Source organism: Pseudomonas sp. IT-P260 (assembly GCF_949768395.1).
GTDB classification, from domain to species: domain Bacteria; phylum Pseudomonadota; class Gammaproteobacteria; order Pseudomonadales; family Pseudomonadaceae; genus Aquipseudomonas; species Aquipseudomonas parakoreensis.
The window spans coordinates 14413-28138 of the sequence record NZ_CATKPO010000008.1 but is presented as its reverse complement, the minus strand read 5'-3'; the positions used below and the strand labels follow the sequence as shown (position 1 = coordinate 28138).

Here is a 13726-nt window from a genome sequence, read left to right as displayed (position 1 = left end):
AAAAAAACCGGCCTAGATTAATCTATCCGAGGGTGATGTCCTATAGGACATTGAGTACGTTAGTCCATTAACGCTTGATTCGACCTCGCGGGATGCGTACCTTTGCCCGCTTTTCCAATTCCGCCACCCCTGGAGAGCGCCATGTCCGCTGATCTCGAGCATATCCGTCAAATCATGCGAGAGGCTGACTGCCTGTACACCGAAGCTGAAGTCGAGGCCGCCATCGCCCGCGTCGGTGCACACATCAACGAACAACTGGCCGACAGCAACCCGGTGGTGTTCTGCGTGATGAACGGCGGCCTGATCTTCTCCGGCAAACTGCTGACTCATCTGCAGTTCCCGCTGGAAGCCTCCTACCTGCACGCCACCCGTTATCGCAACGAAACCAGCGGCGGCGACCTGTTCTGGAAAGCCAAGCCGGAAGTCTCGTTCATCGACCGCGACGTGCTGATCATCGACGACATCCTCGACGAAGGTCACACCCTGGGCGCGATCATCGACTTCTGCAAACACGCCGGCGCGCGCAAAGTGCACACCGCCGTGCTGATCGACAAGGACCACGACCGCAAGGCGCGTCCTGACCTGAAGGCAGACTTCGTCGGCCTGCCATGCGTTGACCGCTACATCTTCGGTTACGGCATGGACTACAAAGGCTACTGGCGCAACGCCAACGGGATCTTTGCCGTTAAAGGCATGTAAGCAAGATCAAAAGATCGCAGCCTTCGGCAGCTCCTACAGGGGGATTGATGTACACCCTGTAGGAGCTGCCGAAGGCTGCGATCTTTTGCTTTTAATCCCATGCTAGAGTGCTCGGCCCCGCCCCCGGAGCCTGTCATGAGCCTTCTGATCCGCAGCTTTGCCGCCCTGTTGCTGACCCTCAGCCTGCCTCTGGCCGCCGCCCCGGCGCCGATGCACAGTCAGTTTCTACCGCCGGACGACCTGACCCTGCGCGACGCTGAGCCCGAGCAGCAACAACTGCTGCAGGTCACCGATTATTCGGTGGTGGTCGGTGCGCAACGCCAGTCCAATCAGCAGCCGATTCCGGTGACCTCACCGCTGATGATCCGCCTCAAGGGCAAGTCGCTGAACAAGGGTGCAACCATCACTCAGGTGCTGGTCAATTTCGATGGCGAAAGCAAAAGCCTGAAAAAACCGGTTTATGACGACAAGAGCAAGACCCTGACCCTGTTCTACCCGTTGGCCCAGTACCGAGTGGTGGTCGATCTGCTGCGCAACGACACCGTGTATGTACAGTTCCTCAGTTATGCCAACGGCCACATCTGGGCCGATCTGCACACCGGGGCCGTGCGTTCGCGTTGAGCCTTGTGGCTGGGCAGGGGTAAACTGCCCGCCCCGTGTAATGTCTGCGAGCTGGAGTCGGCAATGCGTAAAGATAAGAAACAGGTGATTGGTGACGAGATCGGCGATGAGCAGATCAAGCTGTTCCTCGATTTTGAACCGGTCGACGCCACTTCGCCGTCGCTGCACAAACTGATCAAGGCCTACCGTGGCCTGCGCATCGACGATTTCGAGCGCTTCCTGACGTTCTTCGTCGCCGCCGGTTACGACGTGGATGGCAAGGATGAGCAGGGCCAGACGTTTGTTGATCTGATCAAGGATCAGCGTAACGCGGCCGAGTACATCGAGCTGATCGACAAGGCTCGCGGTTAAGATCAAAAGACAAGATCAAAAGATCGCAGCCTTCGGCAGCTCCTACACAGGATTTGTGTTTACCCTGTAGGAGCTGCCGAAGGCTGCGATCTTTTGCTTTTCAGGGTCAATAAAAAACGCCCCGCACTCACTGAGTACGGGGCGTTTTTTTTGCCGCAAGATCAAGCGAAGCTTGGGGTCTCGCTGCTTTCTTCAACCAGTTCCAGGGCGATGTTGTTCTGCGTGTTGATCTTGCGATACAGCGCAGCATCGGTTTCCAGAACCTTTTCACGGGCCGGGAAGATCTCGGCCAGTTTGGCCGCCCACTCACCCTTGGCCTTGGCCGGGAAGCATTTCTCGATCAGTTCCAGCATGATCGAAACGGTCACCGAAGCGCCTGGCGAAGCGCCGAGCAGGGCGGCGAGGGAGCCATCTTTCGCCGCGACCAGTTCGGTACCGAATTGCAGGATGCCGCCCTTTTTCGGGTCTTTCTTGATGATCTGTACCCGTTGGCCGGCCACTTCCAGGCGCCAGTCTTCGGCTTTCGCCTCCGGGTAGAAGCGGCGCAGGGAGTCCAGGCGCTGCTCCATCGATTGCATCACTTCGCTGACCAGGTACTTGGTCAGGTCCATGTTGTTTTTCGCCACTGCCAGCATCGGCCCGATGTTGCCGGCGCGAACGGACAGCGGCAGGTCCATGAAGGAGCCGTGCTTGAGGAACTTGGTGGTGAAACCGGCGTATGGCCCGAACAGCAGGGATTTCTTGCCGTCGACCACGCGGGTGTCCAGGTGCGGCACGGACATGGGTGGCGAACCCACCGCGGCCTGACTGTAGACCTTGGCCTGGTGGTGCTTGACCACTTCCGGGTTATCGCAACGCAGCCACTGGCCACTGATCGGGAAGCCGCCGAAGCCTTTGCTTTCCTCGATACCCGAAGCCTGCAGCAGCGGCAGGGCCGCGCCACCGGCGCCGAGGAAGACGAATTTGGCATCGACTTCACGGCTGTTGCCGCTGTTGACGTCCTTGATGCTGACGGTCCAGCCGGCGCCGTTACGCTTGAGGCCGGTCACGCGCTTGCAGTACTTGACCTGGGTGTCCGGTGCGCTGGTCAGGTGCTTGAGCAACTGATTGGTCAGGGCGCCGAAGTTGACGTCGGTGCCGTTCATCACGCGGGTCGCGGCCAGGACTTCGTCCGGCGAACGGCCCGGCATCATCAGCGGCATCCACTCGGCCATCTTGGCTTTGTCTTCGGTGTATTCCATGTCGGCGAAGGCGTGGTGCTTGTGCAGCACGTTGAAGCGTTCCTTGAGGAACGACACGCCTTTGTCACCCTGGACGAAGCTCAGGTGCGGCACCGGGCTGATGAAGGACTTGCACGAGCCGAAGGTGCCTTTTTTGGTCAGGTACGACCAGAACTGCTTGGACACTTCGAACTGGGTGTTGATGTGCACGGCTTTCTTGATGTCGACGCTGCCGTCGGCGGCCTGCGGCGTGTAGTTCAGCTCGCACAGGCCGGCGTGGCCGGTACCGGCGTTGTTCCACGGGTTGGAACTCTCCGCGGCCCCGGAATCCATCAACTCGACGACTTCCAGCTTGATCGTCGGGTCGAGTTCTTTGAGCAGTACTGCCAGGGTGGCACTCATGATGCCGGCCCCAACCAGAACTACGTCGACTGCTTCGTTATGCGCCATTTAACGCGTCTCCAAAATCTGCAGCACCAAATTGTCGGCATGGCTGCCAGGGCGTGGCGGGGCAGGTCAGTTAAGCCCCGGATAACCCATGGTCAGGTTCGTCATGTCCGAATCTTCGCAATTTTTCGCAACTTCGACGGATGCATGCGGCCTGGCTTCAAGAGTTGCATGAACTCATTTCAGCACGCGGCTGGCAATTCGACTTATGGTCGAGACATCCGTTTTGTGCAACCAAATCCGTAGCGGACAGGCTTCAGGCTCCGATGTTCGAGGTATCCCCGGTCCTGTGTCGTTGGGCTGTTACAGACGCTAATGGTGCATGTTCAGACGCAAAACTATTCATTTGCTCGCCACACTCTTGTGAAGTTGTGAAAACCCGTTTTTTTCACGCTCTTTTGAAGACGTGAACCTCAAAAAAGGGCTGTCCAGGCCTGGCACCGTGCCCGCAAAGGCAAAACAACGCGGTGGCCGAGCATATGACAGCTCTGCAGATTCGCGAAAAGCGGGGTTTTGCCGGAAGAACAGGCAAGCGCGCCAACTTCACTCGATCTGTGTGGGCGGCTCTCTGTGGGCGATTTTGATGGCGAATGCAGGGCATTGCCGGTGTTGCGGGGCCCGATCAGGAGACGTCCTTATAATCGGGGGGAGATTGTATCGAAGAAATGCGGGCAGTTGGTCGAGTTTAATGACTTTTATTAGGCATCCGGTCAGATGCTCAACATCGCCTGGGCACGTGCGCGAGGTTGTTGCTCGATGACCCGGGCGCTGGCGGGCAGCGGCTGGTGCAACCAGTTGAGGCGGATTTCTTCGATTTCCACCCAGCCGTCACCCATTGGCTTGAGGCTGCACTGTTTGAAGGCCTGGCAGTGACCGTTGCGATCCAGCAGGGCGAAGCTGCGGTGCAGCGGACGTGGCGCGAACAACGAGATCAGATAACGCATGGCAAGTACCTTGTTGGGGACTGGTTTGAAGCTTGCCAGGCGGCCGTGACGCCAAGGTGTATGGGCGGTGAATAATCTGTGACAGGAACCGCATTCTCTCGGCTGGGTCAGACATTTGAGTATTCACTGTCGAGTGCTGGTTACCCGCAGTGGCCCACCGCTATACTGCCGGCCTGTTTGTGCCTGATTCTGGAGAAAAGAGCATGTTGCAACGCCTGTTGTTCGGTTTGATCACTGTGACCAGTTTGACCCTGGTTGGCTGCGCCCACAGCCCGCAACAACTGAGCCCGGAACCGAAGCTGACCACGCAGTTGGCCCCGGTCGGCCATGGCCAGCAAGTGGTGGTGCGCGTGGTTGACGGTCGTCCGTCGCCAACCCTCGGCACCCGTGGCGGCCTGTACCCGGAAACCAGCGCCATCACTGTACAGCGCGAGCAGATCCTGCCGAAGTTGCAGGCCCAGGCTGAAGCCGCCGTGCGTCTGCTCGGCTTTACCCCGACCAGCAACGCGATGAATGCGCCGCAATTGACCGTGACTCTGACCGAGCTCAAGTACCAGTCGCCGAAAGAAGGCATGTACGTGACCGAGGCCACCATCGGCGCGACCTTCCGTTCCGACGTGCAGAGCGGCAACCGTCGCTACAGCGGCCGCTACGGTGCTTCGCTGGACCAGCGTTTCGGCATGGCGCCGAACCAGGAAACCAACACCAAGCTGGTCAGCGACGTGTTGAGCGACGCCTTGACTCGCCTGTTCAAGGACCCGACCGTGGGTCAGATCCTCGCCGAGTAAGCTTCGCGGCTGATGTGAAAAAGCCCGGGCCAGTGATGGCGCCGGGCTTTTTAATGTCCACTGATTCCCCGCTGATCCCCTGTAGGAGCTGCCGCAGGCTGCGATCTTTTGACTTTGATTGTCAAAAACAACATCAAAAGATCGCAGCCTGCGGCAGCTCCTACAGGGGGGCGGTGTGGGTCAGGCGGCCTGGGAGTAGAAGTCGAGCACGCTCACGCCCGTCAGCAGGTCAGTCTCCGGCAAATCCGCATGTTGATGCCCGCCGAGGGCGCAATACACCAGCCAGTGGCGATCCTGAACATTGAAGGCGAGACTGCCGACGAGGCTTTGTTGTTCGTCGGACGGGGTGATGAGGTACAGGCGATCCTGGTTTTCGGCGTGAAGCATGTCGCGTTCCATGTGTGTTTCGAGGCGCGCATGGTGGCCGATGTAAATGACGATGCCGTGACACAGGACAGCCATCGGTCGATTGTCAGGTTATTTGTCGCAAAGGGTAGGGCAGGGGCGAAGGGTTTGGGTAGAATCCGCGCCGCGGTCGTCGATCGGGCGCCTGCCACACTGATTCAGATTCGAGGTCTGTGATGTCGCTGCACTTGATGACGCTGTTTACCGCCCATCCCGCCAAATTGATCAACCTGCTGGCGCTGGCTCTGGCTTTCCCGGGCAGTTGGCTGCTGCATGCGACTCGCCGTCGTGAACAACGCGCCATGGCCAGCATCGCCGCACAGCGCCAGGCCCAACCGAACGCCGAACCGATTCTGGATTGGGCGACCTTGCGCATGAACCGCTTTTTCTACCGCTTCGGTTTTGCCTGCCTCGGCCTGGCCCTGATCGTTTCCTGGATCAGCACGCGCTTCTGAAAGCAAAAGATCGCAGCCTGCGGCAGCTCCTACAGGAGATTGGTGTAGGAGCTGCCGCAGGCTGCGATCTTTTGATCTTGCTTTTGTTTTACAACGGCAACCCGGCCTTCACCCGGTACTGATTGCGCACCGGCGTCGCATATTGCAGCACCAGATACGGACGGTGCTCCTCAGGGCAAGCGTCCAGGCGGCTCTGCCATTCTTCCTGCGCCTTGGCCAGTTCGTCGGCGGGGAACAGCTCGGCAGCCTTCGGCACGTTCAGTTGCGGATCGGCGTCGGCCCACTGCGCGTACGCCAGGTAATGCACCGGGAACAGGCGATAACCGCCGAGAATCTGCTTGTCCATCTCGACCGCCAATTGCTTGGTGTCTTCGAACAGCTCGGTGATCGGCGCGGCGAAGTTCACGTGCACCCGGCCCTTGTAGCCGGTGATGCCCTTGGCAATGCTCACATCATCCTCGCCCGGCGCCTTGGCGTAGGTGCCGGTGGTAGCGCGGATGTACAGCTCGCGGGCCTTGGCCTGGTCGCACGGGTCGTATTCGTAACTGATCGACACCGGGGTCAGGTTCAGCGACTGGATCACTTCGCCGAACGGTTCGTCCTTGCGGCTCATATGGAACATTTTGAGGATCGCCGACTCGGTACGGTCGTCACCGTCCTTGGCCCGGCCTTCGGCCTGCGCGATCCAGATCGAGGCGCAATCGTTGCGGATCGAGTGGTTGATGTACGCCGACAGCAATTGATACGCCGCCATCTTCTCGCGGCGCCCGGTGATCGAACGGTGCACGATGAAGCTCTTGTTCAGGCGCATCAGATCGCTGACAAAGGGCTTTTGCAGCAGGTTGTCGCCGATTGCGATGCGCGGCGTCGGCAGGCCGGCGTGGTACACCGCATAGTTAACGAAGGCCGGGTCCATCACGATATCGCGGTGGTTGGCGATAAACAGATAAGCGCTGCCGGACTTGAATTGCTCGACACCCGTGTAGGTCACGCCGTCGGTGGCGCGCTCGATGGTGTGGTCGACGTAGGACTCGATCTTGTCCTGCAACGTCGCCACCGAGGTCACGCTGGCGAACTCACGACGCAGCCGATGGGCTATAAGTGGTTTGAGCATCCAGCCGAAGGCACCGGCAAAACGCGGGAAGCGGAAGTGGGTGAGGATATCTAGAAACGCCTTGTCGCCGAGCAGTCTTGCCAGTACCACAGGTACTTCGCTGTCGTCGTAAGGTCGGATGGCATCGAATTCGCCCATCATGCTCTCTTGTTGGAAACGGCTAGGGTAAGTAAAGGTTTTGATCGAAAACCGACGGGGCACGGTCTGAAAAAGTAGCCAGACAAAAATAGCCCTGCAAATAGACCGGCGATTATACGCACAAGTCACCTGGGAGACCGCGATGCTGGAAAGCGCACTGTATGAATGTCCGTATTGTGGTGAAGAGGTCGAGACAACAGTGGACTTGTCTGACGGCGATCAGACCTACATCGAGGACTGTCAGGTGTGTTGTCGACCGATCACCTTTGTCCTGCAGGTGCATGGCGAGGACTGGTTTCTGGAAGTGTTCAGTGAAAACGAATGAGGGGCGCCCATGCAGCGAATCTACGAGCCGGAAAACCTGATGGAAGGCGAGATGCTCAAGGGCATGCTCGCCAGCGAAGGCATCGAGGCGCACCTGGTGGGCCGGGATCTGCTCGGCGGCACGGGGGAGTTGCCGATTTTTGGCCTGCTGGGGTTGTCGGTCGAAAACGATCAGGCCGAATACGCCCGCGAGCTGATCACCGCGTACAATGCCGCGCTGCCGCTGCCCGGCGATGAACCGGAGAGCTTCCCCGGGACGCTGGTCTGTTAGGCTGACGTTCGTTTTATTGCTGAGTCGTGTTGCCCCATGTGTGGACGTTATGCCCTGTTTCGCTGGAACCGCGACTTCGCGGCCCTGCCCGGATTTCCCGCCGATCAGCAGGCGCAGTGGAATATTTCTCCCAATGATTCGGTGTTGATGCTGCGTGCCGAGGCCAACGGCCAACGCACGCTGGCCCGCGCCCGTTGGGGGCTGACGCCGCCGTGGCTGACCGATCTGTCGAAGACCCCGACGCATGCCCGGGCGGAAACCGTCGCCGAACAACCGATGTTCCGTGAAGCGCTGCGCCTGCGTCGTTGCCTGCTGCCGGCCAACGGTTTCTACGAATGGCGCGGCAATCTGCGCAAGCGCCCGTACTGGCTGACGCCGGGTGAGGGTTCATCGCTGTTTTTCGCGGCGATCTGGGAGGCGTATCCGGTGCAGGAGCAGGTGTGGCTGAGCACCGCGGTCATCACGCAGCCGGCGGCCAGTCAGCGCCGACCGTTGATTCTCGATGAGGCGGGGCAGGCGGCCTGGCTCGATCCTGCGACGCCGCTGCATGTGCTGCAGGGCTTGCTCGCCAGTGAGCCGGCGGCATTGCGCGAGCGGGTGCTGGCGAATCTGGTGAATGATCCGAAGCTCAATGGGCCGGAGTGTCTGACCCCGGGTTGATGTGAAAGCGAAAAGATCGCAGCCTGCGGCAGCTCCTGCATCGATCCTCTAGGAGCTGCCGCAGGCTGCGATCTTTTGACCTTGCTGTTAAACCTTGAACTGATTGATCAAGCGCCGCTGCTGCTCCGCCAGTTTGGTCAGGCCGGCACTCGCCGAACTCGACTCATCCGCACCGCCCGCCACTTCATTCGCTACCTGACCGATATTGATCACGTTGCGGTTGATGTCATCCGCGACGGCGCTTTGCTCTTCAGCGGCACTGGCGATCTGCGTATTCATGTCATTGATCACCGACACCGCCTGAGTAATCGTCTCCAGCGCCTCGGCGGCTTTCGCCGCGTGCTGCACGCTTTCGTCGGTGCGGTTCTGGCTGTCCTCCATGACCCGCACCACGTCGCGGGTGCCCTGTTGCAGTTGCTGGATCATGCTCTGGATTTCTTCGGTGGCCTTCTGGGTCTTCTGCGCCAGATTGCGCACCTCGTCCGCCACCACGGCAAAGCCGCGCCCCTGTTCACCGGCACGCGCCGCTTCGATCGCGGCGTTCAGCGCCAGCAAGTTGGTCTGCTCGGCGATCCCGCGAATGGCAGTCAGGATCGCGTTGATGTTTTCACTGTCCTTGGCCAGGGTCTGCACCACGCCCACGGCTTTGCCGATTTCCAGCGCCAGCGCACCAATCGAATTCGAGGTATCACGGACGATCTGCATGCCCTGGCCAGCGGCCTGATCCGCATGGCTGGCGGCTTGCGCCGCCTGGGTGGCGTTGCGCGCCACGTCTTGCGCAGTGGCGGTCATTTCCTGCACGGCAGTGGCGACCTGATCGATCTCGGCCATTTGTTTCTGAATGCCGATGTTGGTGCGAATGGCGATGTCGGCCGTGTGTTCGGAGGAATCGCTGACGCTCTGCACCGAGGTCACCACCTGCGTGATCATCGCCTGCAACTTGGCGAGGAAGGTGTTGAAGCCTTTGGCAATCGAGCCGAGTTCATCGCTGCGATCACTGCTCAGGCGGCGGGTCAGGTCGCCTTCACCTTTGGCAATGTCATCGAGCATGGCGACCATCTGCTTCAGGGGGCGGGCGATGCCGTGCCCCACCAGCCAGATCACCAGCAAACCGATGGCGGCAATGATCAGGCCGACCATGGCCATGCCGAAGGTGTCGGACTTGCGTTGCGCATCAAGGTCGGCCTGAAGTTTTTGCAGATCCGCCATCACCGCGTTCAACGGCAGTTGCAGCATCAGGGTCCAGCGCGCGTCGGTCTGGCCGATGCCGAATGGCAGGTACAACTCGATACGGCCCTTGTCCTTGTTGACGGAGTAGGTGACTTCGCCGCGTTTGAGATTGGCCATGTTGGCAATTTGTTCGGCGTCGAGAATGTCGCTGACCTTTTCACCGAATTTGCTCGGGTCCTGGGTGTAGGCCACGATCCGCCCGTTACCGCCGATCAGGGCCATTTGCCCGGCGCCGCTGTACAGCTTCTGGTTGGCGGCGAGGAGCATGTCCTGAATGAAGTTCACCGACAGGTCGGCGCCGACGATGCCCTGGAACGCGCCGTTGAGCATGATCGGTTCAATGAACGAGGCGAGCATGACGACTTTGTCGCCGACTTTGTAAGGTGCCGGATCGATCACGCAGGGTTTTTTGGTTTCCTTGGAACAGAGGTAATACTCACTGGCGCGCACCCCTGTGGACAGGGTTTTCTGATCGTCGACATCGGCCAGTTTGTCCACGCCCAGACTGCCGTCGGTATTGCGGAACCACCACGGCAGGAAGCGTCCGTTGGCAGGGTCGATACCGATCACGGCGCTGCCGACGTAGGCCGCGTCATTGTGATCCAGTGCGTTCTTTTCCCAACCGATGTAGGTACCGAGAATCTTCGGGTTCTGCTCGACGTTTTCCTTGATCAGGCTGATCAATTGCTCGCGGCTGATGCTCAGTCGCGGCTGGCCGTCGGCGCCCGGTGTACCGAGCAGCGCATTGACCCGCACCAGTCCGCCGGCAATCAGCAGCGGCGCTTCGAGTTCGCGCTGGATCTGGCTGACCTGGGTCTGCGCCAGCGAGGTCAGGCGCTGTTCGATGACCTGCTCGAACTGCACCTGGGTGCGCTGTTGCACCATCTCCTGGGTGCGGGCGCCGGAAAACAGCGCGTACAGCACCAGCGCGGCGACCACGCTGAGGACGATGGCGCCAGCCAGGGCGGCGACGGAAAACTGGATCGACTTGAACTTCATGGGAGCTCCGCACGCAAGAGGACGTCTGCGCTGTTGTATCGGCAGCAGGCATTGCGCCATGAGTGGCGAGCGGAACATTCGGCGGGTGATGTCGCAAATGGATCGGTGCGCGACGCAGCGGCAACAGGCAGGCCGGTTGCTGTGAATTTTTTACGACAGCAGTCGTGGGAAACTTCCGAAAGACGCTGCAACACGTCTGTTGTATCTGGCGCCGATACAATTCACCCCCTACGATACGCGGCAGGTTTTCAGGGAGCTTTTGAATGAACAAGACATTGGTTGTAAGTGCACTGAGCGCAGCGCTGTTGCTGGCCGGTTGTCAGTCGGTCAACACCACCAGCGGCGGAGCCGTGGGCGTGGAGCGCAAGCAGTACATGTTCAGCATGCTGTCCTCGCAAGAGGTCGACCAGATGTATGCCCAGTCCTATCAGAAGACCGTCGGCGAGGCGTCGAGCAAAGGCGTGCTGGACAAGACCAGCCCGGAGGCCAAGCGGGTTCAGGCGATTGCCAACCGGCTGATCGCCCAGGCACCGAATTTCCGCCCGGATGCCGCGCAGTGGCAGTGGGAAGTCAACCTGATCAAGAGCGATGAGCTCAACGCCAACTGCGGCCCTGGCGGCAAGATCATTTTCTACACCGGGCTGATCGACAGCCTGAAGCTGACCGACGATGAAATCGCCGCAGTCATGGGCCACGAAATCGCCCACGCCCTGCGCGAGCACGGTCGTGAAGCGATGTCCAAGGCTTATGGCATTGAAATGGCCAAGCAGGGTGCCGGTGCGCTGTTCGGTCTGGGCCAGGACAGCCTGGCGCTGGCCGACACCGTGGCCAACTACGGCATGACCTTGCCCAACAGCCGCGCCAATGAAAACGAAGCCGATCTGATTGGCCTCGAACTGGCCGCGCGCGCCGGCTATAACCCGAATGCCGCGATCACCTTGTGGAACAAGATGAGCAAAGCCTCGGAAGGCGCACCGCCGGAATTCATGAGCACTCACCCGGCCTCGTCCAGCCGGATCGCCTCGTTGCAGGCGGCGATTCCGAAGGTGATGCCGCTGTACGAGAAAGCCCCTAAATCCTGATGGTTTTGCCGCAAGGCTGATGGCCCCTTCGCGAGCAGGCTCGCTCCCACCTTTGGAATGCATTCCACTGTGGGAGCGAGCCTGCTCGCGAAGAACGATAACTCGGTCTACCGACTTACGGGTTTAAATCCAGCCACTGCTCTGCATCGCCTTGTACACCGCAACGATCGCCAGAATGAAGAACGCCGAAGCCGCCAGGCGACGGATCAACGTCAGTGGCAATTTCTCCGCAGCAAAGTTACCCGCCAATACCACTGGCACGTTGGCAATCAGCATGCCTGCCGTGGTGCCGATAATCACCAGCCACAGCTCAGGGTATTGCGCCGCCAGCATCACGGTGGCGATCTGGGTCTTGTCACCGATTTCCGCCAGGAAAAACGCGATCAGCGTCGTCAGGAACGGGCCGAACTTGCGCGCGGTGCTGGCTTCATCGTCATCCATCTTGTCCGGGACCAGCGTCCACAGTGCAGTGGCGGCGAAGCTCGCGGCAAGAATCCAGTGCAACACCGAGTCGGAGAAGAAGCTGCCGAACCAGGCGCCTACCGCACCGGCTGCTGCGTGGTTGGCCAGGGTCGCGGCGACGATACCGGCAATGATCGGCCAGGGTTTGCGAAAGCGAGCGGCGAGAATCAGCGCGAGCAGTTGCGTCTTGTCGCCGATTTCGGCCAAGGCAACGATTGCGGTGGGAACGAGTAACGAGTCCAGCATCAGGATTTCCTAAGGGGCGGGTCGACACGGCTATGACACGTACAGCCTTCCCGCCCCGGGTAAGGTGTGCGTGTCATAGGTCTTGTCAAACCCTGCGATCCGTCTGGTGCGGACGCTTGGGTCGCATACGCCATGATCTGAGGATCAAGTATGTTGACGTATGCCGGACGAGCTTGGCGCTCGTGGGAGACTACTCCCCTAGGACGGAGCGGATTCTGCCTAGGCAGAATCCATTCGGCAAGTGCTAATTTTCAGCCGCGCTTGGCCCGGTAAATCCGGAAACCATTGCCTTCGGCTTTGATCGCGCACACGCCCAGATGCTCTTCGATCAGTGGCTGATACTTCAGGAAGCTGTTCGCAACCAAGCGCAGTTCGCCGCCGTTTTTCAGATGTTTGGCTGCTTTTCGCAGCAAGTTCTCGGTAGCGAAATAATCCGTATGCACCCCGACATGGAACGGCGGGTTGCTCAGAATCGCGTTCAAACCCATCGGTGCAGCGTCGATACCGTCGCCGGTCAGCACTTCGGCTTCCAGACCGTTGGCCGCCAAAGTAAGACGACTGCTGGCGGCGGCGAAGGCATCGACGTCGAGCAGGGTCACCTGATTGTGCGGATAACGCCGTTTGACCGCCGCGCCCAAAACCCCGGCGCCACAACCGAAATCCAGCAGATGACCGCTCGGCAGTTTGTCCAGATGCTCCAGCAGCAGCGCGCTGCCACGATCCAGCCGGCCATGACTGAACACACCGGGCAGGCTGATGACTTTAAGCGGGCCTTCGGCCAGTGGCAGCTCGTAAGTCTGCGCCAGGCTTTCCAGCGATTTGGCTTCCGGCGCGTTGGCGACAGTCACTTGCCACAGTTGGCAATGGCGCGCGCTGTCGAGTTTGCGCGGTTTGCCAAACGGGTTGAGCTGCTTGGAAGCGCCCTCGATACCGCTGCGTTTTTCCCCCACCAGAAACACCTCGCGCCCGGGCAGACGTGCGGCCACCGCGTTGAGGATGTAATCGGTCAGGTCCTTGGACTTGGGCAAAAACACCACGGCGCTGTCGAACTCGCGCTCCGGCACGTTTACGCCGAAATGGCTGCGACCTTCGAAACGTGCATCGAGTGCGGCCTGATCGCCGGCATGCCAGCACCAGCCGAACGCATTGGGCAGGCGCCCGAGCAGATCGTCGGCAGGCAAACCGGCCAACAACAGCGAACCCTGGAATAACTCGGCCTGACGAAGCAGTACTTCACTGCGCGGATCCATAACTGCTCCTTGGAAAAAAG

Annotated in this window: 16 protein-coding genes, 1 pseudogene and 1 riboswitch; of the genes and pseudogenes, 9 read left to right on the top strand and 8 right to left on the bottom strand. The window is 59.9% G+C overall.

The genetic code is table 11. The features are described from left to right. The first annotated feature begins 141 nt into the window (after positions 1 to 141). The 3 genes from ACM6HV_RS05895 to ACM6HV_RS05885 all read left to right on the top strand — a co-directional run bounded on the left by ACM6HV_RS05895 (position 142) and on the right by ACM6HV_RS05885 (position 1671). On the top strand, positions 142 to 699 hold the full coding sequence (locus ACM6HV_RS05895; RefSeq protein WP_041072430.1) for a hypoxanthine-guanine phosphoribosyltransferase: 558 nt from the start codon (positions 142 to 144) through the stop codon (positions 697 to 699). Positions 700 to 834: 135 nt separating this feature from the next. Continuing rightward, positions 835 to 1320, top strand: coding sequence for a hypothetical protein (locus ACM6HV_RS05890; RefSeq protein ID WP_414903744.1), 486 nt, complete (start codon positions 835 to 837; stop codon positions 1318 to 1320). Positions 1321 to 1383: 63 nt separating this feature from the next. Further along, positions 1384 to 1671 carry a PA4642 family protein gene (locus ACM6HV_RS05885; protein ID WP_041072426.1) on the top strand — a complete coding sequence of 96 codons (288 nt, stop codon included), beginning with the start codon at positions 1384 to 1386 and terminating at the stop codon, positions 1669 to 1671. 161 nt (positions 1672 to 1832) lie between these two features. Here ACM6HV_RS05885 and mqo read toward each other — a convergent pair whose 3' ends face one another. Together mqo and ACM6HV_RS05875 are read right to left on the bottom strand one after the other, a co-directional pair. Beyond that, complete coding sequence (mqo, locus tag ACM6HV_RS05880) at positions 1833 to 3341, bottom strand: malate dehydrogenase (quinone) (protein ID WP_041072424.1); 1509 nt, start codon at positions 3339 to 3341, stop codon at positions 1833 to 1835. A 707-nt stretch (positions 3342 to 4048) separates the two neighbouring features. Beyond that, positions 4049 to 4282: a hypothetical protein gene (locus ACM6HV_RS05875; RefSeq protein ID WP_041072422.1), complete on the bottom strand. Its 234-nt coding sequence runs from the start codon at positions 4280 to 4282 to the stop codon at positions 4049 to 4051. 203 nt (positions 4283 to 4485) lie between these two features. On the opposite strand from ACM6HV_RS05875, the gene ACM6HV_RS05870 reads away from it, so the two are divergent. After that, positions 4486 to 5070 carry a YajG family lipoprotein gene (locus ACM6HV_RS05870; protein WP_025109324.1) on the top strand — a complete coding sequence of 195 codons (585 nt, stop codon included), beginning with the start codon at positions 4486 to 4488 and terminating at the stop codon, positions 5068 to 5070. Between the two features lie 180 nt (positions 5071 to 5250). On the opposite strand, the gene ACM6HV_RS05865 is transcribed toward ACM6HV_RS05870, so the two are convergent. Further along, positions 5251 to 5457, bottom strand: coding sequence for a hypothetical protein (locus ACM6HV_RS05865; protein WP_047296561.1), 207 nt, complete (start codon positions 5455 to 5457; stop codon positions 5251 to 5253). Positions 5458 to 5651: 194 nt separating this feature from the next. On the opposite strand from ACM6HV_RS05865, the gene ACM6HV_RS05860 reads away from it, so the two are divergent. Further along, positions 5652 to 5930 (top strand): hypothetical protein, encoded by a 279-nt coding sequence (locus ACM6HV_RS05860; RefSeq protein ID WP_007967709.1) that lies wholly within the window; start codon positions 5652 to 5654, stop codon positions 5928 to 5930. 88 nt (positions 5931 to 6018) lie between these two features. Here ACM6HV_RS05860 and ACM6HV_RS05855 read toward each other — a convergent pair whose 3' ends face one another. Next, the gene (locus tag ACM6HV_RS05855) at positions 6019 to 7182 is read right to left on the bottom strand and encodes a 1-acyl-sn-glycerol-3-phosphate acyltransferase (RefSeq protein ID WP_179294961.1); all 1164 of its coding nucleotides are present in this window, start codon (positions 7180 to 7182) and stop codon (positions 6019 to 6021) included. A 142-nt stretch (positions 7183 to 7324) separates the two neighbouring features. On the opposite strand from ACM6HV_RS05855, the gene ACM6HV_RS05850 reads away from it, so the two are divergent. Genes ACM6HV_RS05850 through ACM6HV_RS05840 form a run of 3 tightly spaced genes read left to right on the top strand, consistent with a single transcriptional unit; the run spans position 7325 to position 8437 of the window. Continuing rightward, the gene (locus ACM6HV_RS05850; RefSeq protein ID WP_108183764.1) at positions 7325 to 7507 is read left to right on the top strand and encodes a CPXCG motif-containing cysteine-rich protein; all 183 of its coding nucleotides are present in this window, start codon (positions 7325 to 7327) and stop codon (positions 7505 to 7507) included. A 9-nt stretch (positions 7508 to 7516) separates the two neighbouring features. Next, positions 7517 to 7777 carry a putative signal transducing protein gene (locus ACM6HV_RS05845; protein ID WP_003228093.1) on the top strand — a complete coding sequence of 87 codons (261 nt, stop codon included), beginning with the start codon at positions 7517 to 7519 and terminating at the stop codon, positions 7775 to 7777. A gap of 36 nt (positions 7778 to 7813) precedes the next feature. After that, a complete protein-coding gene (locus ACM6HV_RS05840) occupies positions 7814 to 8437 on the top strand; it encodes an SOS response-associated peptidase (protein WP_414903743.1) in 624 nt (207 codons plus the stop codon). Between the two features lie 87 nt (positions 8438 to 8524). On the opposite strand, the gene ACM6HV_RS05835 is transcribed toward ACM6HV_RS05840, so the two are convergent. Further along, entirely contained in the window at positions 8525 to 9268 is a 744-nt protein-coding gene (locus ACM6HV_RS05835; protein WP_371260437.1) for a methyl-accepting chemotaxis protein, read from the bottom strand. 111 nt (positions 9269 to 9379) lie between these two features. Further along, a pseudogene (locus ACM6HV_RS05830) lies at positions 9380 to 9577 on the bottom strand (HAMP domain-containing protein); the annotation flags it as partial. Between the two features lie 1352 nt (positions 9578 to 10929). On the opposite strand from ACM6HV_RS05830, the gene ACM6HV_RS05825 reads away from it, so the two are divergent. Further along, positions 10930 to 11748 (top strand): M48 family metallopeptidase, encoded by an 819-nt coding sequence (locus ACM6HV_RS05825; protein WP_025109318.1) that lies wholly within the window; start codon positions 10930 to 10932, stop codon positions 11746 to 11748. A 123-nt stretch (positions 11749 to 11871) separates the two neighbouring features. Here the strand turns inward: ACM6HV_RS05825 and ACM6HV_RS05820 are convergent, their stop codons facing one another. Continuing rightward, a complete protein-coding gene (locus ACM6HV_RS05820) occupies positions 11872 to 12456 on the bottom strand; it encodes a TMEM165/GDT1 family protein (protein ID WP_095668338.1) in 585 nt (194 codons plus the stop codon). 88 nt (positions 12457 to 12544) lie between these two features. Then, a riboswitch (yybP-ykoY riboswitch) is annotated at positions 12545 to 12667 on the bottom strand. Between the two features lie 40 nt (positions 12668 to 12707). Next, entirely contained in the window at positions 12708 to 13706 is a 999-nt protein-coding gene (locus tag ACM6HV_RS05815) for a class I SAM-dependent methyltransferase (RefSeq protein ID WP_003228088.1), read from the bottom strand. Between the last annotated feature and the right edge of the window lie 20 nt (positions 13707 to 13726).